A 24,942-nucleotide genomic window follows, 5' to 3' on the forward strand; every position below is an offset into this window, starting at 1 on the left:
TTTATTTTGTAATTCTAAACCAATCTATTGCAACATTTCCTGAATCATTTGTTACTTTGGGACTCAGTGCAAAGAAACCCATTTTTGCTCCAATCCATTTTCCTTCTTTGGCCGTAAAATCTTTACCTATTGATTGATAATTTTTATCGTCAAGACTGTAAAAAAAACTACAAATAGCTCCTTTTTTTACTTTTACTCTAAGATAAACCGTTTTGTTGGTTATTGCTACTGGTGCCGTTTCAGTCTCCGAAATTACCTTATCAAAAGCGCCGTTTTTTTGGTTTAAGTATAATTTTCCGTTGTCACTTTTCAGAGACAAACAACTGTAATCTAAACCCATGATCATCAGTCCGGTCGATTCTCCGTCGATTCTCGAATTGAAGGTCAGTTTGGCGGTAGCCGTAAATTCTTCAGCAGGAAATTTTTGGAGTAACATGTTCGGCAAATCAAAAATACCTTTTGCCTCTTTTGGAGCCGGAAGACAATACAAATTAAAATACCCTAAACTTGTCGGAAATCCCCAATTGCTCTGATCGTTTGCTTGCCACTGCCATTGTAAACCTAATTTTGGCGTATTAAATTCATCCGAATCAGCGGGTGTTTCTATCGGATACGTTTTACCAACATTGGGCTTTTTGAAAGTCGCAACGGGTTCTCCGATGCCATTTTTATCTACATCTACACCCATCACAGGCCAATCATTCTCCCATTTCATAGGCTGCAAATGTGCAATTCTGCCATACGCGCCTCTGTCCTGAAAATGAATAAACCAATCTTCACCTGTCTGCGTTTGTACCCAAGCGCCTTGATGCGGACCATTTATTTTGGATTTTCCTTCTTCTAAAACTTTCCTTTTTTCATACGGCCCAAAAACATTTTTAGACCTCAAAACAGTTTGCCAGCCCGTCGCAACGCCACCAGCAGGGGCAAAAATGTAATAATAATTATTTCTTTTATAAAATTTAGGACCTTCAATAGTACCTTCGTCTTCGTGCCCATCGATAATCATTACGGCATCATTAGAAGCAATGGTACCTTCCAGATTCATCGAGCAAACGACTAGCAAAGTCTTAATTTTGGCGCGACTTCCTGCAAAAGCATGAGCCAGATAAGCTTTCCCATCCGTATCCCAAAGCGGACTAGGATCTATAAGTCCTTTTCCTGCTTTTACCATAATAGGTTCAGACCAAGGACCTTCTGCTTTTTTAGCTTTTATCATGTAAATTCCAAAATCGGGATCTGGGTAATAGATATAAAATTCATTATTATGAAAATTAATACTAGGCGCCCAAACTCCGTTTCCGTGTTGCACTTTATCAAAAGTTTCTGTTGGAATTTGTTTCGCCAAAGCGTAACTAATAATTTTCCAGTTGACCAAATCTTTAGAATGCAAAATAGGCAGTCCCGGAATAGCATTAAAAGACGATGCTGTCATATAAAAATCATCGCCTACACGCACCACATCCGGATCTGAATAATCAGCATGAATGATAGGATTTGTGTAGGTTCCGTTTCCGTTATCCGAAACCCATACTTGCGATACAAACGGTTTTTCTTGTGCGAAATCTTTTTGCATCAGCAGAAAAAACAGACAAAGAAAAATGCTTTTGCTATATTTCATTCTAAAAAAATTACTTTTAAATGATTATCTGTTAAGCTCTAAAGCCGCTAATATAAAAGGGCCGGTTGCTTTTGGATCATTGTCTTTTTTTCTTTCGTTTACATAATATTCGTACGATCCGTCACGATAAGGATCACCACCTAAACCTGCCACCTGGCAGGCCTGAGTGAGTGTAATGGTTCCGTCAGCATCTACTTTTATCAATTGTTTTGTCAAACCATCAAAAGCTTTATTGGCTAGTTTTTTATATTTAGAAGGTAAATATCCTTTGTTGGCTCCTTTTGCAAAAGCATAAGCAAACATAGAAGAACTAGAAGCTTCCAGATAATTACCTTCTTTACCCATTTTATCCGTTACCTGATACCAAAGACCAGATTTGTCCTGATATTTCGCCAAAGCAGCAGCAACATTATTCAAATAACCAACCAATTCTTTTTGTTTTGGATGATCCTTTGGAAAGTAATCTAAGGCATCTACAAGTGCCATGGCGTACCAGCCTAATGCTCTTGACCAAAAGTTTGGAGAATTTCCTGTCACTTTATCAGCCCACGGCATTGCTTTGCTCTCGTCCCAACCGTGGTACAATAAACCCGTTTTAGGATCGGTAGCATGCAACTGAATCTGCTCAAATTGTTTTGCGACATCGTCTAAGTTTTTACCGTTTTCGAAAGTAACTGTATATTGCGCATAAAAGGGCTCGCCCATGTACAAACCGTCTAACCACATTTGGTTAGGATAGATTTTTTTATGCCAAAATCCGCCGGAATTAGTTCTTGGCTGCCCCTCTAATTGTTTTTTTAAAGTCTGCAAAGCTACCAAATAGCGGTTGTCTTTTGTCGTTTCGTAAAGGTCAAACAATAAGCGACCCGCTACCACCATATCGATATTGTATTTCTCCAGTTCGTACGTTTTAATATTACCGTCTTTGTCTACCAAAGTATCGACATAATCTCTCACATAAGCAGCATATCTTGGATCAGGCTGCACTTTATTTAATGCCTCTATCGCATGTAAAACCAAGCCATGTACATAATCCCATTTTGGTGTTTTAGAATCGTCAATCATATACGATCTTTCGTGTCTTTTCATCAATGTCAAAGCCATTTTTTCTGACCATTTTGCATTTTTAGAAATGACGATATCACTTTTTACCGGTTCCTGCGAAATCATTTTACAATTTGTAAAAACCATCAAACACATCAATACGAGTGACAGAAGCGAGCGTTGTTTATTGTTTTTTTTCATTTTAAATATATTATAATTACAATTTTATATTTGAGTTTTACCTGCCTAAGGCAAAGACATACAAACAAAACTTAAAATAGTTTTAACCATCAAATTTTAGATTTTACCTTTTTTGTTCAGTTCTTCTAATTTTTGATCCAGATATTTTACAAACTCTTCCTGCGATTTGATTCCGTCTTTTTCTTGTTCCCAAGCTCCCAATAAATAAAAAGAATTTGTTTTTGTACTTGGTTTAAAAACGATCAGATGATCCAATTCGGTGTCAACCAAACTTTCTACGGTCTTCACTTCATAAAAAATAGCCATTCCTAACTTGTCCGGAACCAATGATTGCGTTCCGTAAGTAGCGATATATGCCCACTTTTTGTTTTTACTTTCTTTTTTAAACAATTCTGTATTCTTTTGCTTAACAATACCCGTACAAATTCCGCTAATTTCCTTAGAAGCACGAATCGTATGTTTGGTGTACAATTGATCCGGTTTGATGCTCAACTCAGATGTAAAATCAATTTTATCCGAAGCTGTTTTCCAGCCATAATAATCAACTTTTACACCGGATTCATTGGTTTTATTTGCAACAGTTGCAATAGTCGAATCTACCTCATAAAAATGTAATTTTTCGTTGTTCAGATAACGGTCGATTGACCCGATACCGATTCCTTTACCCGCTTTCAGGATATCTGCGCCCCAATCGCTCATTTCGTGATACGAGTCAAAATTATCCTGCCCTACTTGTGGCAAAACCATTGCCGAGGTTTTTTTTCCGAAAATATCAATTGCATTTCTCCAGTCGAGATACAAGCGATATCCTATTTTATTACTTTCCCAACCCGGGCCTTCATAACGAATATCAAAAGAATGATCTGTGTGCTCCGGCGCCAGTTTTAATTTGTCTACATTATTAAAAGTAGTGCCTCCAATATATTTACGACCTTCCCATTTTCCATCGGTTTTAACCGAAATCTCAGCGTAGGTTTTAGCCGTTTTTACATCATATTTTTGTGCATGTACTGCTGTAAAACTTAAAAGTAATGCTGACGAAATTGTAATAACTGTTTTCATTTTATTTTAATTTATTTTGAAAATTTTATCTAAAAATTGAGTAGAATAAAGTACCGTTTCTGCTAACCAAGGTTCAAAAAACCAAAAAGAATGCGGTGATTCTTTGATCGTATGTATCTCGCTGTAAATTTTATTCTGATCTAAAATCTTTATCATGTCGTCTCTGCCCGCATGAAACCTGTCGATACTGCTGTTGATAAAAAGTATGGGCGGCGTTGTCTTATCAGTATGCGATAAAGCCGAAGCCTTTTTCCAGATTTCAGGTTTCTCCTCATAAGTACCATTGAGCCAAAATGATGCCATTTCGCCTTCTGAAGACTCGGGATGCTTAAAGGCTAAAATTCCATCAATATTGATAATGGCATTTACTTTTGAAGAAGCTTTGCTTTTGAACAAAGGGTCTTCAAAAACCAAATTTTCATTTGTTGTACCAATCAAAGCTGCCATTTGAGCTCCGGAAGAGCATCCTAACACGGCAATTTTGTCTGGATCTACATTGAACTTTTTGGCATTATCTTTAATAAATTTGATAGCATTTTTTACATCTATAACTCCTTCGGGATATTTTGCTTCTAATGACAATCTGTACTCAATTGCAAAACACGAATATCCTTTTGCAGCTATTTTCTGTGCCAGAATATGCATTTGATTTTTATTTCCAGATTTCCAACCACCACCATGAATCAATAGTACAGCCGGGTTTTGTTTTTCTTTCTTATAAAAAAAAGCATCCAAATGCAAAGGTCTTTCTTTGTGGTCCTGATAAACAACATTAGCAACTTGCACTACTGTTTTATCTTCCTTAAGTTGAGGGATCGTTATAAAAGGATATTTCTTTATTAACTTAGTATAAACACTTTTTTCTGTGTACGAAGTATCGATACTAAAATTGCTTTGAGCAAAATTAGCATTCGAAATCAGCAGTAGTATCAAAAGCATTTTTTTCATCTGAACTTTTTTAATTCTAGTTAAGAAAGGAGTTCGATAAACTATCAAACTCCTTTTTAACTAGCTTCTAAAAACAACTATTATAAATTAATTACAAAACAATCCCTTACTAATATCCGGGATTTTGCGGAAAATCTTTATTTTGATTTAAATCTAATGCGGTTTGAGGTATTGGTCTTAAAATTTTAAGCGCACCGTCTATTCCAACAAAATTGGCCGCTTTGATTTTATAATTATGCAATGATGCTCTCGCTACCAGTGTACCGGTGCGTTTCAAATCAAACCAACGTTTGTATTCTCCTACCAACTCTCTGCCTCTTTCGTCTAAGATATAGTCGATATTAAACTCCCCAAGAGTAGCATTTGCAACTCCGGCTCTTCTTCTCACTTCGTTAAGACGATCTAAACCTGTTGTTGGAATACCTGCTTTTAGGTATGCTTCGGCAGCGATTAAATACGTTTCTCCCAATCGTGACAAAATAATATCTCTTGTGCTTACAGGTCCTGTACTTACTGGCGTTGTTGGGTTTGCATCATCAAATTTCTTTACCGGAATAGTATAACAATCACGATTATCGATAAGCGTATGGTCGGCACCGTATTCTCCCCAAGGATGGTACACAAAAGTAGCCGCTCTTCTTGAGGCATTGGCTGCTAGCCAAGCTGTTTTATCTGCAGGAGTAAACCATTTAGGCTCATAAAAATGTCTCACTTTTACTGCTGCCGGATTTGTAGGCCTGTAATAAGGGTAATACAGCGTTGTTTTTGCTGCTCCGTTGGTCGTTACCGTTTCTTCCAGAACCTCTGTCATAAAAGTAGCTTCCCATCTTTTATCTCCTTTTTCGTAGAGACCTAAAGCATACGTAGTAGGACATAAATTGTAACTTCTTAACGGAGCGCCCGTTTCAGAACCACCCAAGTAAGAACTAAAATAATAAAACTGATTATTTCCTAATCGTGTAGGATCTGTGCTGGTTGAGGCTTTGTCGTACTGAACAGAAAAAATAGTCTCAGCATTTAGATCGTTGTCACCAGTTGCAGTGGCAGCAAATAATTGGCTAAAAGGTATGTTTAAGGCTTGACCTGCAATTGCCGCATCTGCATAAGAAGCTGCTTTTGTAAAATCAGATGCCGTACCAAACGTTTCGTAACCTCTTGTTAAGTATACTTTTGCCAATAAATCATTTACCGCTCTTTTGTTTACTTTACCCGTTGCGGCATAAGGGCCTGTACCCACACTAGCCAAAGAAGCTTCTAAATCGGTAATAATTTGAGTATATACTTCTTCTGCGGTATTTCTTGTAAAAGATAAAATAGGTGCAGTCACATGTTCATTCACAATAGGAACACCTCCATAAGTTTGAACCAACAAAAAGTAAGCATTAGCTCTTAAATATCGTGCTTCTCCAACAAGCATGCCCAGATTGGAGGTTTGCTCTGTAACGGTCGAATAATACAAGGTTTTGTTTACAGACTGAATTTGCTGATAACACGAAATATACAATTCGTCTACGTTGCTGGATGACGGAATCAGCAATGTATATTGGCTTAAACCAGCTGGTTCCGGAGTTCTTCCTTCTGCATACATATCGGTTCCTGACTCAAATAACCACGGATTTCCGCCGTAAATTCCTTTAAGCCAAGCATAATTTGCATTGATTAACAATTGAAAACCAGAGGCTGTTTTATACGTTTCATCAGCTGGAACATACGATAAACTCTCTTCTTCTATATAATCACTGCAAGAAGTAAATGCAGCCATTACTATTCCTAAAATTATTATTATTTTTTTCATTTGATATCTTTATTAAAATTTAACACTTAGTCCCAATTGGGTAGTAATAGACGCCGGACGGTTTACACCAAAAGCAGAACCTGCCCACTCCGGATCATATCCGTCAAAGTTTGTGAATACAAACGGGTCTAAAACATTTACATAAATTCTAAAATTACTCATTTTTAATTTTTTGATCAAATCAGAGTTGAGTGTGTATCCTAACGAGATATTTTTAATTTTTACATAAGAAGCATCTCTGTAATAACCAAAGTCTGAACTCCAGTAAGCTCCTGCACCAGTAGCCACTGGGCCTGGTCTTGGATTTTCTGTATTAGCATTAGCGGCGATACCTGTGCCATTTGTAGGGATAAAATAATCCATTGCAATTTTCTGACGACCTCTGTCACTTACATCGGTAAAGTTTTTATGAAAACTACTCAACACTGTTTGTCCCTGACTTGTAAGAACAGAAAAGTTAAAATCAAACTGGCCAATAGTCAATTTAGAATAGAAACTTCCTTGCCATTCTGGATTTGGGTTTCCAATTACAGTTCTGTCATCCTGATTAAATTTACCATCATTATTCAAATCTTTTGGCCTTGCCTGACCCGGCGCCATTCCGTAAGAAGCTGCTTGTGTAGCTTCACTTTCTTGCCAAACGCCATCATAAACATAATTGTAATTTGGGTTTAATGGCGCTCCAAGAATCAATTTGTTACCAATATCACTTACCTTATCTTGATTGTAGATGGATTCTAATTTATTTACGTTTTTAGAAAAAGTAAAAGTAGTTTCCCAAGAAAGAGTGCTTGTTTTAATATTTTTTGTCGTTAATAAAACCTCGATCCCTTTGTTACTCACAGAACCCACATTAGAAAAAGTGTTTTTCCAACCCGATTCTGCAGGCAATTGCTGTTTGTAAATCAAATCATCTGATAATCTGTCGTAAACATCAACGCTACCTGTAATTCTATTTTTAAGGAAACCAAAGTCAAGTCCTAAGTTAAATTCTCTTGTTTTTTCCCAAGACAAATTCTGATTAGCCAAATTCTCTGACTGCCATCCAGGAACGACAGTAGCACCATTTGCATAAAATGTTTGCTGATTTAGCAACGCTTGCGAAGTATAAGGAGCAACGTTATCATTTCCTGTATAACCCACACTTGCTCTTAATTTTAGATCAGAAATTGTTTCGTTATTCAATAAAAAACCTTCTTTACTAATTTTCCAACCTAAAGCTAACGAAGGGAAACTCTCCCATTTTGCTCCTTCTGCCAATACAGAAGAACCGTCCCATCTGTTTGAGGCAGTCAATAAATATTTGTCTCTAAACGCATAATTAATACGCACCGCATACGAGTTTAAGGTGTTTTTTGCATAAGAAGATTTTACAACATAACTCGTTTGAACACCCGAACCAATATTATCTGTTCCTGTATTAAAGGGTTGTGAATTAGAGTATAAATACGATCTGTCATCTTGATTAGAATAGATACTTTGCAATAATAATACACTAAAATCATGTACTTCATTAAAAGTCTTTTTCAAATCAATCTGATTGTCCCAAGTATAATTGAAGTTATCGTAGTTCTCTAGTGAAGATGAATTTTTATTATTTAATGTCACACCTGCATTAGATTGTGCTCCATAAGCAGTACCGTTTGTAGTGTTTTCGATTCCTGAAGCAAATGTAGTTTTGAAAGAAAACCATTTTGCAGGTTGGTATTGAAAGTAAACATTACCAACTGTTTGCCATGTTTTTTGAGTTTGAGATGAATTAGCAATTTCGACTAACGGATTCACATTACTCGTTTTATTGATCGCAAAAGTACCGTTTGGATAGGTTAATTTTCCCGGCAGAAAAAACAACTCACCTACTTTTTCGTTTCCAGCAGCATCAACAGCCCACGGGGACATTAACGGGCTCAATCTCAAGGCATCCTGCATGGCCAAGTCACTACCCAATTGCGAGTCGATACGGGCAACTGTAACGTTTACACCTGTAGAAAATTTATCATTTATTTTATGATTCAAACCTAATTTGAATGAGTATTTATCTGTAGAATCATTATCGATTAACCCTTTATCACTTTGAATACCAAAACCTAAATTATAACTCAAACCAGAATCTGAACGACCTGAAATGTTGAGATAATTATTTTCTGTCATTCCAGATTTTATAACAGCATCGGCCCAGTCAAAATTGTAACCACTATTGGCTCTTGATACCAACAAAGGGCTCTGATTTCCTGCCAATGTTGCCAATTGCGCCGGAGTCTGCGTTGCAGGTGTTGCGCTCATATAAGCCACCTGATGAAATTTCCACCATTCTTCTCCTGTCATCATGGTTGGCATTCTTGTTGCTGTCTTGCTACCATAAGAAGTATCAAAAGTAACATTGATTCCGGCCTTAGCGCTCGTACCACTTTTTGTAGTCACAATAATTACTCCATTAGAACCTCTAGAACCATAAATTGCTGCCGATGAAGCGTCTTTTAAAACATCCATTCTGGCAATGTCCTGCGGATTCAAAAAGTCAATTCCATCCATAGGAACACCATCTACAACATATAAAGGAGTAGAACCTACCATTGATGGATTACTGGAATCTGCTAATAAGGAGTTATTTCCTCTAATTACAACTCGAAAACCATCGCCCGCACGGCCAGAACTAGATGAAATTTGCACCCCAGGCGTACTTCCCTGAATGGCTTCAAGGGCGTTAATTGTATTTCTCTCGGTGATAGTCGCAGCACTAATCGTACTTACAGAGCCCGTAAGGTCTGATTTTTTTACCGTTCCGTACCCTACAACCACAACTTCTTTTAATGAATTGGATTCTTCTGTAAGACTTACATTAATGGTTGATTTACCCATTACGCTAACTTCTTTTGTTTGAAATCCTAAATAACTAATTACCAAAGTCGCTTTTTCATTAGAAACATTCAATTTAAAACTTCCTTCAAAATCTGTCGAAGTTCCATTTTTTGTTCCTTTTTCAAGAATATTTACTCCTGGCAACGAAAGCCCTGCGGCATCTGTAATTTTACCGGCTATTGTACTTGTCTGTCCTGACTGAGCGCTCATGGTATAGCTCAGCAGAAAATTGAGGAAGAACATAAATACAAGATTGTATTTTATTCTTTTTTTTACTAATTGGTTGATATTCATAGTTTGGTTTTAAGGGTTAATTGATAGTTATTTTTAATCTTTAATAGATTCGACTTTTTTATCGTTGATATAGGTATCGACAAAATGTACATTTTTTACATTTTTCAAAGAATACATCGAGTCAACTTTTTTGATTACCACATTTTTGAAAGTGATATTTTCGACAGGGGATTCTTTATAGCCATCTGCCAAGATACCATATTCACCTCCGTCATTTACTTTAATATTTTCAAGATTGATGTTTCGTATCGTGGGTATAAAATTCCCTGTTTGAGAACCATAAACATTGTAGGTCATTGTAGCCTTCAAAACACATTCTTTTACAGTACCAATTTGAAGATTTCTTACATAAATTCCCTCAATGATACCGCCCCGTTTAGAATTTGTTTTGATACGAATAGCGCGTTCGAGATTAGGACTATCCATAATGCAATTTTCTACAAAAACATTATTTACACCAGCAGAAATCTCGCTTCCCATTACCACACCGCCGTGACCATCAATCATTTTACAATTCTGAACAATGATATTTTTACTCGGAATTGCGACTCTTCTGCCATCTGCGTCCCTACCCGATTTTATAGCGATACAATCGTCACCAGTATTGAAGGTGCAATTTTTTATAATGACATTCTGAGAATATTCAGGATCACAACCATCATTATTAGGACCATGACTTGTCACCGTAACTCCATCAACAATAATATTATTTGTTTTTATGGGATGTAAAATCCAGAAAGGGGCATTTATAATTTTTACATCCTTTATCAAAGCCGTATTACAATCAAAAAATTCTACAAAATTAGGACGCAAATAACGTCCTTCCCCAAAAACTCTCTCAGAAACAGGAACATCTCTTTCTGCCATATCTACCAATACTTCGCGATTGTTAGGATCATTTTGTGACGGGATTCCTGATTGCCATCCGTAACTTTTACTGCCTGCCCAGATCCACCAATTAGTGCTGTTTGCCTGACCATTTAGCGTTCCTTTTCCGGTAATGGCAATATTGGTTTTGTTTTTTGCATAAATAAGAGGAGAATAATTTATGAGTTCGGTTCCTTCAAAAGAAGTATGAACCAACGGATAATCTTTTGGATTTGTGCTAAAAAGAATTTCTGCATTATCTTCCAAATGCAAATTGATATTACTCTCTAAATGAATGGGGCCAGTAAAATATTTTCCATTAGGAACCAAAACCACACCACCACCATTTGCCGCACAAGCTTTGATCGCTTTTTCAAAAGCAGCCGTATTTGAAGTTAAACCATCAGCAACAGCGCCAAAATCATTGATATTGTAAATTTTATCTAAAAAGCTGGTTTGAGGCATACTCTTTACCACCATTTCTATTTTGCTCCAAGCAATTTCGGCGTTAGTACCAGAAACTTGTTTTCCACAAGCACCTAACAGCACACTAATTGATAAGAACAAAACAATTATCTTTAGGTTTATGAACTTACTTTTAGTCATTTGCGTGGTATATTAAGATTTATTAATTAAAATAACAATAAGCATGTAATCGATTACACGAAAGTATAAAATAAGTTCTAATACACCAAATTTATTTAGAAATAAAATGTATATTTAATTTTTATTATGAATTATATTTACATTTTAGATAAAAAAATACATAATTTTTTATCATTATCAGACAGAAAACGTTTTAGTTAAAAATTATGGTAATCGATAACAAAAAGTATTGAGTTATATAAAAAAAATGTATTTTTGTCTGTTAATTAATCAAAATAACTTTTGAATGAGCGAAAAAATAACCATTTATGATATTGCAAAAAAGCTCAATATCACTGCTGCTACGGTTTCCAGAGCGTTAAATAACAATCCGAAAATAAAAGAAAGCACACGTGAATTGGTTCTTAAAACAGCTGCATCAATGAACTATAAGCAAAACAAACTTGCTTTAGCTCTAAAAAGCGGCCGTAGTAATAACATAGGGGTTATTGTTCCTCGTATTGATAGTAATTTCTTTGCATCTGTCATCAGAGGAATCGAAGAAGAATTGCATCCTAATGGTTATCAGGTAATTATATGCCAAACTCACGAAGATCCAAAAAGAGAGAACGAAAACCTTTATACCTTAATTGATGCTCAGGTAGACGGTATTTTAATGTCGGTTTCGGATGTTAGCAACGAAAATGATGAAGCTTTTCATAATGTATTAAAGAAAAATGTTCCTTTAGTATTTTTTGATAGAAGCAAACACATAGAAGGTGTTAGTTCTGTAACGATCAATGACTTTAAAGGCGGCTACATGGCGACCAAACACTTAATTGACGAAGGTTGCAGATGCATTGCTCACTTGTCTGGAGATCAATCGCTTGAGATTTTCAAAAACAGATTTTTAGGGTACAAACAAGCTTTGCTGGACAACGGAATGACGTTTAACGAAAAATACGTTATTCAGTCTAAAAGTAGTCTTGAAGCAGGAAAAGAAGCTGTAGAAATTTTATTAGGATATGATATTGCACCAGATGCGATCTTCTCTTCGAGTGATTTTGCGGCTTTGGGTGCTATTCAGGAATTAAGAGAAAGAAATATAAGCATTCCAAAAGAGTTTTGTGTAGGTGGTTTTAGTAACGAGCCTTTTACCAAATTTATGGAACTCTCCATTACTTCTGTAGACCAGTCTCCGCTTGAGATGGGTAAAATGGCTGCCCGTGTATTTTTGGAGCAAGTCGACAAAACACAAACCATCAAAATCGAAAAAAAGGTAGTTCTAACTCCAGAATTACACATTCGTAAATCATCGTCCAGAACTACCTCTTAATTTTTATTAAAAACTAAACGATATAAATAAATTTATTATTGTTATAAATAAATTTATATCGTTGAGTAAGTGAAAAATGTTTTTTTATAATGAAACCCCTCTTTTCCAAGGAATAAAATCGTTTTGGTTTAAAATTGCCGCTTTGGTTTTAATCGTTCCGCTGGCTACATCAATAATAAATTCTAGCATTTCATCTGCCATCTCTTCAATAGATTTTTCACCTGTGATGATTCCACCTGTGTCAATATCGATAATATCAGACATTTTTCTGGCCAATTCAGAGTTTGAAGAAACTTTTACTACTGGTGCAATTGGGTTTCCTGTTGGCGTACCCAAACCTGTTGTAAACAAAACCATATTGGCTCCAGAACCCACCATTGCGGTCGTACATTCTACATCATTTCCTGGTGTACAAAGTAAATTCAGGCCTGGTTTAGAAATATATTCTCCGTAATCTGAAACACCTACAATAGGAGAAGTTCCCCCTTTTTTAGCAGCACCGGCAGACTTCATAGCATCAGTAATCAAACCATCTTTGATGTTACCCGGAGACGGATTCATATCAAATCCTGAACCTGCATCTACCACGGTTTTTTCGTACCATTTCATTAATTCCAAGAAACGTTTTCCGTCTGTATCATCGTTACAACGGTTAACCAATTCTTGCTCGACACCACATAATTCGGGAAATTCAGAAAGAATTGTAGTTCCTCCCAATGCCGTAAGCATGTCTGAAGTCACTCCTAATGTTGGGTTCGCAGAAATTCCTGAGAATCCATCAGAACCACCGCATTCTAAACCAATTTTTAATTTAGACAATGGCGCTGGCGTTCTTTTTATTTCGTTTGCTTTTTTGATAGCTTCAAAAGTGTCTTTTACCACGCTACTTAACATGGCTTCGATCGTACCTATTTGTTGTTGATCGTAAATTAAAACTGGCTTTTTACTGTTTGGATTTATTTCGTCTAAAGCATCTTTAAAAATCTGAATCTGAAGATTTTGACATCCCAAACTTAAAACGGTAGCACCAGCAACGTTTGGATTATTGACATAACCCGCCAACAATTTGGCCAAACTGTGCGAATCCTGACGAATTCCACCACAACCGCCTTGATGCGTGATAAACTTTACTTCGATATTATTGAATAAATTAGCATCGTTAGAAGCCGCTTCATTAGCTGCACCGCCAGTTTCGGTTTTCACCAAAGAGCGCAATAACAACTGATAATCATTTTCTTTTGGCTTCATTAATTCCTTCTCGAAAATATCTTTCAGGATTTCGATATTTCTGTTTTCACAAAAAACCAAAGGAAAAAACAACCAAATATTTTCGGTTCCTACTTGCCCATCTTCTCTGTGATAGCCCAAAAAAGTCCTGTCTTTCCACTTATCTACATTGGGAGCCGTCCATCCAATCGTTTCTGTTTTCCCTGTAACTTTATCACTTTCGTGTTTTACATTCGATGTAGAAAGCAAACCGCCTTTTTCGATTCTGGCACTTGCTTTTCCGACCAAAACGCCATACATAATAATTCTGTCTCCTGCATTAAAAGGAATCATTGCAATCTTATGCTTCATTTTTACATCAGACTCAATGGTCACTGATTCTCCTTCAAAATCAATCACTTCTCCTGCTATAAGATTGACCAAAGCGACCGCTACATTGTCTGTAGGATGTACTTTTATTAGTTTTTTTTGAGTTGCCATAACCTAAACTTTCTGAGTTGAATTTATTTTTGTTTGAAAATGAGCGAAACCTTTTTCAATTCCGTTTGCCTCAATTTCTTCTAATGCTGTTGCGATTGCTTCTGTCAAACCTGAAATTTCAGTTAAATCTTCATCCCAAAAACTTTTATTTTGCAAAGTCATTTGCGCTATTTTATTATAATTGCTTGATGTCCAAAGATTTTTAAAAAAAACAATAATATCTTCGCTATCGTTAACAGGTAAGTCAGCACCGTTCCAAGTCCCTTTGTAAAAACGAATTAAAGCTGCAAACGCAAAAGTTAAATGCACTGGAAGTTTTCCGTGTATTGCAACATATTCCGTTATACTTGGTAAAACACGCACTTTAAATTTTGAAATAGAATTTAAAGCAATTGTTGACAATAAATGCTTGATAAACGGGTTTCTAAAACGATCCAGAACTTCTTCAGAAAAGCTAGTCAGTTCTGCTTTATCCATGTTTAATGTCTCATTGATTTCGTCAAAAACAGCTTTGTTTACAAACTCACCAGTAAAAGCATTATCAACCGTTTCTTTTACCGTTTCATTTCCGTAAAGGAGAGAAAACGGCACCATTGCAGTGTGCGCACCATTTAGGATCCTCACTTTTCTGGTACGGTATGGCTGCATATCAGCAACAATTTTTACATCTAAATCTGTTTTTTCAAACGGAAGTTTTGTTTTTAATTTTTCATCTCCTTCAATCACCCATAAAAAGAAACTTTCTGCACTTACGATCAAGTCATCTTTATAATCTAACTGACTATTATACGCTTCGATTTCATCTTTTGGATATCCTGGTACAATTCTGTCTACCAAAGTATTGTGAAAAGAACAGCTGTTTAAAATCCAGAAAATAAAATCCTGTTTCAATTTCCATTCGATACTATATTTTAGAATAATTTCTTTTAAAGTATCAGAGTTGTAATTGATCAATTCGCAAGGAATAATCGTTAAACCTTTGGCTTCATCGCCATCAAAGTGTTTGAATCTTTCGTGCAAAAGGATAGTAAGTTTTGCGGGGAAAGAAGCCGGTGGCTGCATCGTTGGCAAATCAGAGGCAACATATTCAATTCCTGCTTCGGTAGTATTAGAAATGATAAAAGCCAGCTCTTCTTCTTTGGCCAAAGCCAAATAATCTTGAAAAGAAGCATAAGGATCAATTGCTTTTACGATATTGGTGATCAGCTCTTTTTCCTGAATTTCTTCTCCTTTTTTTACACCTTTCATAAACAAAGTGTACAATCCGTCCTGCTCATTAATCATGTTCACCAAACCTCTGTCAATAGGTTGTATCACCGCAATACCAGCATTAAAATTGGCTTCCTGATTAAGTTTTTGAAAAGCATATTCTACGAATGCTCTCAAAAAATTACCTTCACCAAATTGAACTATTTTTATTGGAAGTTTATTTGAAAACTCCGAGTTAGCTCTGTTTATCTTTTCCATTACAAATTTTTTAAAGTGTTTTAAATAACCACTGATACCTTTTTATTTTATGACAAAAGCGTTGCATTTTAAAAAGAAACATTACACTTGTTTAAACTAAAATAAAAGTTGCTGTGAGGAATGGCTTCTCTTATTTTGGCAAGCGTAATGCTCTTATAATTTTAAAATATAAACGATGCACGATAAAAAAATCGGGAGGATTACTCTTTGTTTATTTTCTAATATTTTTTATGATGTCTAAAACCTGACTTACTTTATTTTTTAAACCTTCAAAATCATGGTTATCAATAATATCTTTTGAGATCAATTGCGAACCAAGACCTACGCAAGTCGCACCTGCATTGAGCCATGAAGACAAACTTTCTACAGTGGGCAAAACACCTCCTGTTGGCATAATATTCGTCCAAGGACATGGTCCTTTTATTGCTTTTATAAATTCTGGTCCGTAAATATCACCAGGGAATAATTTTACGATTTCGCAACCTAATTCTTCTGCTCTTGCAATCTCGGTAAGAGAGCCACAACCCGGAGACCACAATACTTTACGGCGGTTACAGGCTATTGCAATATCTTCTCTAAAAACTGGTGTTACAATAAAATTGGCCCCCAAACTCATGTACAATGAAGCCGCAGCAGCATCGGTTATAGAACCCACTCCTAACATCATTCCGGGTAATTCTGCCAATGCATATTTGTTTAATGCTCCAAAAACTTCATGAGCAAAATCTCCTCTGCTGGTAAACTCCATCAATCTGGAACCTCCATCATAACAGGCTTTTAGTACTTTTTTACTGATTTCAATATCTGAATGAAAAAATAGCGGAACCATTCCGTTTTCTTTCATTGTTTGTGCTACTTCAATTCTTGAATATTTTGCCATATTTATGTGTATTATCGAGACACCAATCCCGAAGAATCGCCATCGATCATATTTTCAACTTCTTTGAGTGTAACCAAATTATAATCGCCTGCAATTGTATGTTTTAGACAGCAAGCCGCAACTGCAAAGTCTAATGCTTTTTGGTTATTATTTTTATAATTTAATAATCCGTAAATCAAACCACCCATAAAAGCATCACCACTACCCACGCGATCAACTACAGGAGTTACCTCTTTGACAGCAGCCTGATAAATTGCTTTTCCTTCGAATAAAATACCTCCAATTCTTTGGTGAGAGGCACTTACAGAATAACGTAACGTGGTGGCAACCGTTTTTAAATTCGGAATCAAATCAAACAACTTTGTATATAAAACAGGAAGCGATTTTTCGTCCTGATAATTCGGATTCACTTTTGGTAATCCTAACATAAAATAAGCGGTATCAATATCTCCTAAAATTACGTTGCTGTATTGTAGCATTTCGGGCATCACTTCGCTTGGTGTTTTGCCATATTGCCATAATTTTGATCTGTAATTTAAGTCGCAAGAAATCGTAATCCCTAATTGATGAGCTACTTTTATAGCCTCTAAACAAGCTTCGGCAGCACTCTCAGAAATCGCTGGCGTAATTCCACTCCAGTGAAACCAATCGGCGCCTTCTAAAACTTTCTCCCAATCAATACTTCCTTTTTGAATAGTTGCCATTGAGCTGTGCGCACGATCATACACAACATTACTGCCGCGTGTTCCCGCACCTGTTTCCAGAAAATAGATCCCTAAACGTTCGCCTCCGTAAATAATGTTTTTGGACTCCACATTCATTTTTCGCATTTCTTTCAAAGCAGAAATACCAATCTCATTTTCGGGTAATCTCGTTACAAACTCAGCATTTTCGCCATAATTGGCCAAAGAAACACACACATTAAATTCGCCTCCACCATAAGAAGCACCAAATGCCTTCGCTTGCGAAAAACGCAAATGCCTCTCTGTTGAAAGACGCAACATGATCTCTCCAAATGCAACTATTTTACTCATAATCAATACTTAATTAAAATTTAAAATATTCTTTTGCATTGTTATACGAAATATCAGCAACCAATTTTCCAATCCATTCCATATCAGCAGGAAGTTCTCCTCTTTGAATTTCATCTCCTAAAAGATTACACAAAATTCTACGGAAATACTCATGTCTTGGAAAAGATAAAAAGCTTCTGGAGTCTGTCAACATTCCCACAAAACAACTGATCAAACCCATGTTTGAGAGAGCGTTCAACTGTTTTGTCATTCCGTCCTTCTGATCCAAAAACCACCAGCCAGAACCAAATTGCACTTTTCCTCTAACACTTCCGTCGTTAAAGTTTCCAATCATGGTAGCCATTACTTCGTTGTCGGCTGGATTTAAGTTATAAATAATCGTTTTTGTCAATTTGTCTTTACTATCCAAAGCATTCAAAAATGAAGATAATTTTTGCGCTTGCGGATAATCTCCAATAGAATCCCAACCTGTATCTGGACCTAAAATTCTGTGCATACGTGCATTATTGTTGCGCAATGCCCCTAAGTGAAATTGCTGTACCCAACCTAATTCGTAATAACTTTCGGATAAAAACAATAAAATTGCACTTTGAAATTTTAAAGCTTCTTCTGGAGAAATCACTTGATTTTCTCTTTTCTTTTTGAAAATTGTAGTTACCTCAGATTCTGTGAAATTTTCAAAATAAATCTGATCCAATCCGTGGTCGCTTAATTTGCATCCATTATCATTAAAAAATTGAATTCTCTTTTTTAATGCATCGCGTAAATCAGCATACGTATTAATCGCTACGCCAGCAACCGTTCCTAATGTATTGATATAATCGTTGTAACCGTCATTTGCAATTAAAATGGCTTTATCAGGTCTAAAAGCCGTACTCATTTTAGTTTCAAAAGGATTTTTGGCTAATTTTTGGTGAAACTCCAAAGTATCAATTGGATCCTCTGTCGTACAAACCAATTCGGCATTTACCTTTTTTAACAAATTTCTGGTACTGTAAGCTTCTGAATTTATTTTTTCTGAAGTTTCGATATAAATTTTCTCAGCTGTCTTTTCATTCAACAATTCATGAATATCAAAATAGCGCGCCAATTCAAGGTGCGTCCAGTGGTACAAAGGATTACGCATCGTGTACGGAACCGTTTTTCCCCAATTTAAGAACTTATCTTTATCAGAACCAGTACCTGTTATAAATTGTTCATTAACACCCAAAGTACGCATCGCACGCCATTTGTAATGATCACCGTTTATCCAAACCTGAGTAATATTATCGAAAATTTTATCTTCGGTAATAAACTGCGGATTTAAGTGATTATGATAATCGATTATTGGTTGATTTTTAGAATAATTATGGTATAATTCTTCTGCGTATTTATTTTCAAGTAAAAAATTATCGTTTATAAATGTCTTATTTGCGCTCATGATTTTAATAAAATTGAGTAATTATTCGTTTGATGGTTTACCAATTGTCGCCAGAATTCCCCCATCTACATATAAAATATGCCCGTTGACAAAATCACTTGCTTTTGAAGATAAAAATATTGCTGCTCCAGCCAAATCGCTCGGATCGCCCCATTTTGCAGCAGGCGTTCTACTGATAATAAAATCATTAAACGGATTTCCGTCTACGCGAATAGGTTTTGTTTGTTCGGTAGCGAAATAACCTGGCCCAATTCCGTTAATTTGAACGTTGTATTTTGCCCATTCTGTCGCCATGTTTTTAGTTAGCATTTTCAGGCCTCCTTTTGCAGCAGCATAAGCGCCTACGGTATTACGACCCAATTCGCTCATCATCGAACAAATATTAATTATTTTTCCTTGTCTTCTTTCGATCATTCCTTTGGCAACGTGCTTAGAAACAATAAAAGGACTTACTAAATCAATATCAATCACTTCCTTAAAATCAGCAACTTCCATTTCGATTAAAGGAATTCTTTTAATAATTCCAGCGTTGTTGATCAGAATATCAATCGCTCCTACTTCGCTTTCGATTTTCGCAACAGCGGCAATAACTTCCTGCTCGTTGGTTACATTAAATTTATAACCTACTGCATTGATTCCTTCGCTTTGAAGTTCTTTTACAGCATCATCAATTTTTTGCTGAGAAGAATTTCCGTTGACCACAATTGTAGCTCCAGCCTGACCTAAACCCTTTGCCATTGCCATTCCGAGTCCGTGTGTGCTTCCAGTTATTAGGGCAATTTTTCCTTTTATATCAAATAAATTCATACTCTATTATCTTAATTCATTTATTTTGCAAACATCCATATCACCGTAATCTAAATTCTCACCCGCCATTCCCCAAATAAAAGTATAATTGCTGGTTCCTGAACCCGAATGTATCGACCATGGTGGCGAAATAACCGCTTGATGATTGTTCATCCAAATATGTCTTGTTTCTTGTGGTTGCCCCATAAAGTGACAAACTGCCTGATTTTCTGGTATATCCAAATAAAAATATACTTCCATTCTGCGATCATGTACGTGAGCAGGCATAGTATTCCAGACACTTCCCGGACGCAATTCTGTCATTCCCATTTGCAGTTGGCAAGTTGTGACCACGCCTCCAATAATCATTTGATTTACCGTACGGTGATTCGCCGTTTCCATTGCGCCTAATTGCAATTTATTAGCTTCTGACAAACTTACTTTTACTGTTGGGTAAGAAGTGTGAGCCGGTGCAGAATTGATATAAAATTTAGCCGGATTTTTGCTGTCATTGCTTTTAAAAACTACTTCTTTATTACCGCTACCGATGTACAAAGCATCTTTAAAATCTAACGGATATGATGTTCCTTCTACTATAACAGAACCGCTTCCTCCTACATTTATGATCCCAATTTCTCTTCTTTCCAGAAAATAATTTGCTTTTAATGGATCAATAGTTTCTAGTTTCAAGTCATTCACAGGAACTGCTGAACCTGCTATATATCTGTCATAATGAGAATAGGTTAGTACAATTTCATCCGCTTGCATTAAATCATCAATTAAGAATTCGTTTCTTAATTCTTGGGTATCATATTTTTTAACAGCTTCTGGGCTTGATGAGTATCTTGAACTATATTTTGTCATAATTTTATTTTTAATGTAATCGATTGCACAAAATTAAAATATTATTTTAAAATTACCTTTTAGAATGATTAAAAATTAAGGAAATCTTATAAATTAGTGATCGGACTGTACTTTGGTACCAAAGTTTTCATCACGATCCAGCCCGTTAAGTAACAAACCGCACAAATTGAAAAAATGATAAAATATCCTGCTTCAATTCCTTGAAAGCCCATAAAAGACATATTGGTATTTTTACTGTAATCAAATAACAATCCCGAACCTTTATTGATAATAGTAGAACCAACACCTCCGGCTAATCCGCCAATTCCGGTAATGGTTGCAATTGCTTTTTTAGGAAACATATCTCCCACTGTCGTAAAAATATTTGCCGACCACGATTGGTGAGCAGCACCCGCGATACCAATAATAATTACCGGAATCCAATACGAAATGTATCCTAAAGGCTGAGCGATCAAAGCCAATAAAGGGAAAAATGCAAAAATCAGCATCGCTCTCATTCTTCCTTCGTAGGGGTTCATTCCTTTTTTTTCTACAAAATAAGTAGGTAACCAACCTCCAATAATAGAAAGTAATGTAATCATATAAAGCACGAACAAAGGCAAAGCAGCTTCAGTAGAATCCATTCCGTAAACAGAACTCAAATAAGCCGGCGTCCAGAACAAGAAAAACCACCATACACCGTCTGTCATAAATTTACCAAAAGCAAAAGCCCATGTTTGTTTGTATTTTAAACATTCGATAAGAGAAACCTTTGTGGTCGTTTCAGGAACATATCCCACTAATTTACTGTCTGCGATATCATCTTGCTGGATATACTCTAATTCTGATGCACTTACTTTTGGATGTCTTTCTGGTTTGTCATACATAAAAACCCAAAATCCCATCCAGACAAAACCTAAAGCTCCAATAATAATAAAAGCCATTTCCCAACCAAAAGATTCAGCAATAAACGGAATTGTAATTGGTGCCGCTAAAGCCCCAACAGTCGCACCTGCATTAAAAATACTGGTCGAAAAAGCTCTGTCTTTTTTCGGGAAATATTCTGCTGTTGTTTTTATAGCCGCCGGAAAATTTCCTGCCTCACCAACTGCCAAAACAAAGCGCGCAAAAATAAACAAGGTAACACTCACATTTATTACCATTCCTGTATCATTAACTGTGTGAATGACTTCTCTTGCTCCTTCAAAACCTACTAACCAATTGCCTGTGATGATTCCCGAGGTTACAATACCGCAAAATGCATGCAGACACGCACCAAAAGACCATATTCCGATAGCCCATAGAAAACCTTTTTTTGTGTCTAACCAATCGACAAATCTTCCTGCAAATAGCAAAGAAACTGCATAAAAAATAGAAAACAATGCTGTAATATTTCCGTAATCGTTATTTGTCCAATGAAACTCCGGTGCGATAAAATCACTCCATGTCAAAGAAAGAACTTGTCTGTCTAAATAGTTAATCGTAGTAGCAAAAAACAACAACGCACAGATACTCCAGCGATATCTTCCAGTAGGTGTATTGGTTTGACTCATAATAATGGTATTTGTTTAATTTCTAAAAGCCGAAATAATTATAAATTATCTTGTAACAAAAAAAATGTAATCGATTGCACAAATATAGTTTTAAATCTTTATATACCAAATAATTTATACATAAAATTATTTTACTATCAAAAATAAACATATCAGATAAAAAAACTTATATAAATTTACACATTAAGCAATATATTTGTTAAATGATATGTTACATTTTTCGATCCTACTTAATATTTACCAAAACATTGTAAATGGAAGCATTTAATGAATAATTTTGGTATTAAGAATTTGTTAAACTTCTTGAGGAAACAATTTTTAAACACAAAACAAAAAGCTACTTTTACGGCTGTAATACATAAAAAAAGTTGGTAAAAAAAGCTATTTTTAAACCCAATAAGACGAACTATTACTTAATATATCATCAAATTGAAAACTTCAACACCAGATTATTGGAAACAAGTACTTATAATAATTGTACTATTTATGGGTATTACCAATGAATTACAAGCTCAGGATCAAGTTATAAATTTATGGAAAACAATTCCTGATGAGCTTCAAGCTCCGGATTATCAGGAAAAAGAAATTATTAAGGATCAATTAGTGCAAAGCATTAATAAAGTAACAATTCCAACCCTAAGTATTTTTTTTCCTAAGAGTACAAAGCCCAATCAAACCGCGGTAATAATTTGTCCCGGCGGAGGTTATTCGCATTTAGCGATGGACAAAGAAGGCATCAAAGTCGCAAAATGGCTCAATGATTTAGGGATTGTTGCTTTTGTTTTAAAATACCGATTACCAAGTGATTTGATTATGAAAAACAAAACAATTGGACCTTTGCAAGATGCTCAGGAAGCAATTCGCTATGTTAGGCAGAATGCCCTAAAATACGGAGTTGATCCTACTAAAATAGGGATTATGGGTTTCTCAGCTGGAGGACATCTTGCAGCTACTGCTTCTACACATTACGACGATATCGTTTATCAATCGACTAACAAGGTGAGTGCACGACCGGACTTTTCTATTTTAATTTACCCTGTTATTTCGATGGAAAACACGATTACACACAAAGGATCTCAGACTAGCCTTTTAGGTGTAAATCCTTCCGTAACTTTAATTGAATCGTTTTCTAATGAGAAAAAAACAACAAAAGAAACCCCTCAAGCATTTTTAGTTCATGCTACAGATGATACGGTTGTTGTTCCCGAAAACAGTATTAATTATTATCTGGCTTTAAAAAATAATGGAGTTCATGCCGAGTTGCATCTTTACGAAAAAGGCGGCCACGGTTTTGGTTTAGGCATAAAAGATACTAGCTTTTTCTGGACAAAAGCGTGTGAAGAATGGTTAAAATCAGATTCTTTTTAAAAATAAAAAAGATCTTTAATTGGATAAATTGTACTTTAAAAAAATTGGTCAGGAACTAAACTGCTTCCTGACCAATTACTTCATATATCCGTATATTTAGATAGTTTGTTTTCTATTCTTTTTCTGAACCCAATTCCGAACCGGTTCATCATAAAATTTTTGACACAAATAAGCAATTACAATACTGCTAATCAAAAGCAAAATTCCCATACCAAATCCGTCTTTCAGTGAAACTTTGTTGTCTACAACCCAAGCCGTGTACCAATAAATAAGCGGATAATGCGTAATATAAAGAGGATATGAAATATCGCCGAGCCATTTGCATATCTTGGCCGAAAAGGCATTTTTAATTTCACCACCTGCGCCAATGGCTACAATGAGTGGGAACATTAAAATAATACAAAATGATTCATATAATCCGTTCATCCAAAGACTATTTTCATCCCCTATTCTTGGAATCACAAGTATAGCAGTAATCAACAAACTGCACAGCCAAAAAGCTCATCTTATATGCACTATTTTCCCCAATCTATTGAGTAAAATACCAGCAAAAAATGGATATAATAAACGCGTAAAACCAACATTGAGCTGCTCAACATTCAAAGACCAACCCCCAATAACATCTCCTTTTGTACCGAAAACAGTATAATTAATAAGTATTCCGGCAAATAGTAAAACAAATACAGCCAGTACTTTATTCGAAAATTTACGAAAAAATAAAGCGTATAAAATATTAGCAATATATTCAAAAAAAAGCGACCAGGCGGGACCATTTAACGGATGCATTTCTCCCAAACCACGTATATCTGCAGATGGTGTTAGCGGAATTAAAGTAAAACCAACGACCATCACTAGTAGTAATTTCCAGACGGACATATCTGCAATCATAGGAAATAAAAGAGCTGAAGCTTGCAAATAATACAGTAAAGCACCAATTATAGATCCCATAATAACCATGGGTTGCAGCCGAATGAGCCTTCTTTTATAAAACTCCCACTGCGTCATTTCTCCCCAGCGATCGTCGTACGCATACGCAACTACAAAACCTGACAAAAGGAAAAAGAAATCGACCGCCAAATAGCCATGATTGATAATTTGCTTAAAACGATTACCACCCGAGAAAGCTTCAAAAATGTGAAAAGCCACTACCAAAATGGCAGCAACTCCTCTCAAACCATCAAGAATTTCGTAATGTTTTTTTGGTTTTATAACTACTGAAGATACGCTCATAAATTATTTTTTGGTGGTTATAGGTTAGTTTTTTATTTTAAA

At 35.8% G+C, this 24,942-nt stretch carries 17 protein-coding genes and 1 pseudogene; 2 read left to right on the top strand and 16 right to left on the bottom strand.

All coding sequences use genetic code 11. The features are described from left to right. Position 1: 1 nt before the first annotated feature. The 7 genes from LNP22_RS14870 to LNP22_RS14900 all read right to left on the bottom strand — a co-directional run bounded on the left by LNP22_RS14870 (position 2) and on the right by LNP22_RS14900 (position 11,258). The gene (locus tag LNP22_RS14870) at positions 2–1,621 is read right to left on the bottom strand and encodes a glycoside hydrolase family 43 protein (RefSeq protein WP_229974157.1); all 1,620 of its coding nucleotides are present in this window, start codon (positions 1,619–1,621) and stop codon (positions 2–4) included. Positions 1,622–1,645: 24 nt separating this feature from the next. Then, complete coding sequence (locus LNP22_RS14875) at positions 1,646–2,866, bottom strand: glycoside hydrolase family 88/105 protein (RefSeq protein ID WP_229974158.1); 1,221 nt, start codon at positions 2,864–2,866, stop codon at positions 1,646–1,648. A 96-nt stretch (positions 2,867–2,962) separates the two neighbouring features. Next, entirely contained in the window at positions 2,963–3,928 is a 966-nt protein-coding gene (locus LNP22_RS14880) for a DUF4861 family protein (RefSeq protein WP_229974159.1), read from the bottom strand. 6 nt (positions 3,929–3,934) lie between these two features. Beyond that, positions 3,935–4,876, bottom strand: a complete 942-nt coding sequence (locus tag LNP22_RS14885; RefSeq protein WP_229974160.1) for an alpha/beta hydrolase — start codon at positions 4,874–4,876, stop codon at positions 3,935–3,937. Positions 4,877–4,985: 109 nt separating this feature from the next. Further along, positions 4,986–6,671, bottom strand: a complete 1,686-nt coding sequence (locus tag LNP22_RS14890; RefSeq protein ID WP_229974161.1) for a RagB/SusD family nutrient uptake outer membrane protein — start codon at positions 6,669–6,671, stop codon at positions 4,986–4,988. Between the two features lie 12 nt (positions 6,672–6,683). Continuing rightward, positions 6,684–9,824, bottom strand: a complete 3,141-nt coding sequence (locus tag LNP22_RS14895) for a SusC/RagA family TonB-linked outer membrane protein (protein ID WP_229974162.1) — start codon at positions 9,822–9,824, stop codon at positions 6,684–6,686. A 33-nt stretch (positions 9,825–9,857) separates the two neighbouring features. Continuing rightward, positions 9,858–11,258 carry a glycoside hydrolase family 28 protein gene (locus LNP22_RS14900; protein ID WP_429670525.1) on the bottom strand — a complete coding sequence of 467 codons (1,401 nt, stop codon included), beginning with the start codon at positions 11,256–11,258 and terminating at the stop codon, positions 9,858–9,860. 325 nt (positions 11,259–11,583) lie between these two features. Here LNP22_RS14900 and LNP22_RS14905 point away from each other — a divergent pair, with 325 nt between their 5' ends. Next, entirely contained in the window at positions 11,584–12,612 is a 1,029-nt protein-coding gene (locus tag LNP22_RS14905) for a LacI family DNA-binding transcriptional regulator (protein ID WP_229974164.1), read from the top strand. A gap of 84 nt (positions 12,613–12,696) precedes the next feature. Here LNP22_RS14905 and LNP22_RS14910 read toward each other — a convergent pair whose 3' ends face one another. From LNP22_RS14910 to LNP22_RS14945, 8 genes are all read right to left on the bottom strand, one after another. Beyond that, positions 12,697–14,319 carry a UxaA family hydrolase gene (locus LNP22_RS14910; protein ID WP_229974165.1) on the bottom strand — a complete coding sequence of 541 codons (1,623 nt, stop codon included), beginning with the start codon at positions 14,317–14,319 and terminating at the stop codon, positions 12,697–12,699. Positions 14,320–14,322: 3 nt separating this feature from the next. After that, positions 14,323–15,786, bottom strand: a complete 1,464-nt coding sequence (locus tag LNP22_RS14915; RefSeq protein ID WP_229974166.1) for a tagaturonate reductase — start codon at positions 15,784–15,786, stop codon at positions 14,323–14,325. 211 nt (positions 15,787–15,997) lie between these two features. Next, a complete protein-coding gene (locus LNP22_RS14920; protein WP_229974167.1) occupies positions 15,998–16,666 on the bottom strand; it encodes a bifunctional 4-hydroxy-2-oxoglutarate aldolase/2-dehydro-3-deoxy-phosphogluconate aldolase in 669 nt (222 codons plus the stop codon). Between the two features lie 11 nt (positions 16,667–16,677). Continuing rightward, entirely contained in the window at positions 16,678–17,700 is a 1,023-nt protein-coding gene (locus tag LNP22_RS14925) for a sugar kinase (protein WP_229974168.1), read from the bottom strand. Positions 17,701–17,713: 13 nt separating this feature from the next. Beyond that, on the bottom strand, positions 17,714–19,120 hold the full coding sequence (uxaC, locus tag LNP22_RS14930; protein WP_229974169.1) for a glucuronate isomerase: 1,407 nt from the start codon (positions 19,118–19,120) through the stop codon (positions 17,714–17,716). A 21-nt stretch (positions 19,121–19,141) separates the two neighbouring features. Then, complete coding sequence (locus tag LNP22_RS14935) at positions 19,142–19,927, bottom strand: gluconate 5-dehydrogenase (RefSeq protein ID WP_229974170.1); 786 nt, start codon at positions 19,925–19,927, stop codon at positions 19,142–19,144. A 6-nt stretch (positions 19,928–19,933) separates the two neighbouring features. After that, entirely contained in the window at positions 19,934–20,770 is an 837-nt protein-coding gene (gene kduI / locus LNP22_RS14940; protein ID WP_229974171.1) for a 5-dehydro-4-deoxy-D-glucuronate isomerase, read from the bottom strand. Between the two features lie 86 nt (positions 20,771–20,856). Next, on the bottom strand, positions 20,857–22,302 hold the full coding sequence (locus LNP22_RS14945) for an MFS transporter (RefSeq protein ID WP_229974172.1): 1,446 nt from the start codon (positions 22,300–22,302) through the stop codon (positions 20,857–20,859). A 429-nt stretch (positions 22,303–22,731) separates the two neighbouring features. Here LNP22_RS14945 and LNP22_RS14950 point away from each other — a divergent pair, with 429 nt between their 5' ends. After that, on the top strand, positions 22,732–23,670 hold the full coding sequence (locus LNP22_RS14950; RefSeq protein WP_229974173.1) for an alpha/beta hydrolase: 939 nt from the start codon (positions 22,732–22,734) through the stop codon (positions 23,668–23,670). Positions 23,671–23,766: 96 nt separating this feature from the next. Here the strand turns inward: LNP22_RS14950 and LNP22_RS14955 are convergent. Beyond that, positions 23,767–24,900 (bottom strand): annotated as a pseudogene (locus tag LNP22_RS14955) (acyltransferase family protein). Positions 24,901–24,942: the final 42 nt, after the last annotated feature.

This window comes from Flavobacterium flavipigmentatum (assembly GCF_020911905.1).
In the GTDB taxonomy this organism is placed as follows: Bacteria; Bacteroidota; Bacteroidia; order Flavobacteriales; family Flavobacteriaceae; genus Flavobacterium; species Flavobacterium flavipigmentatum.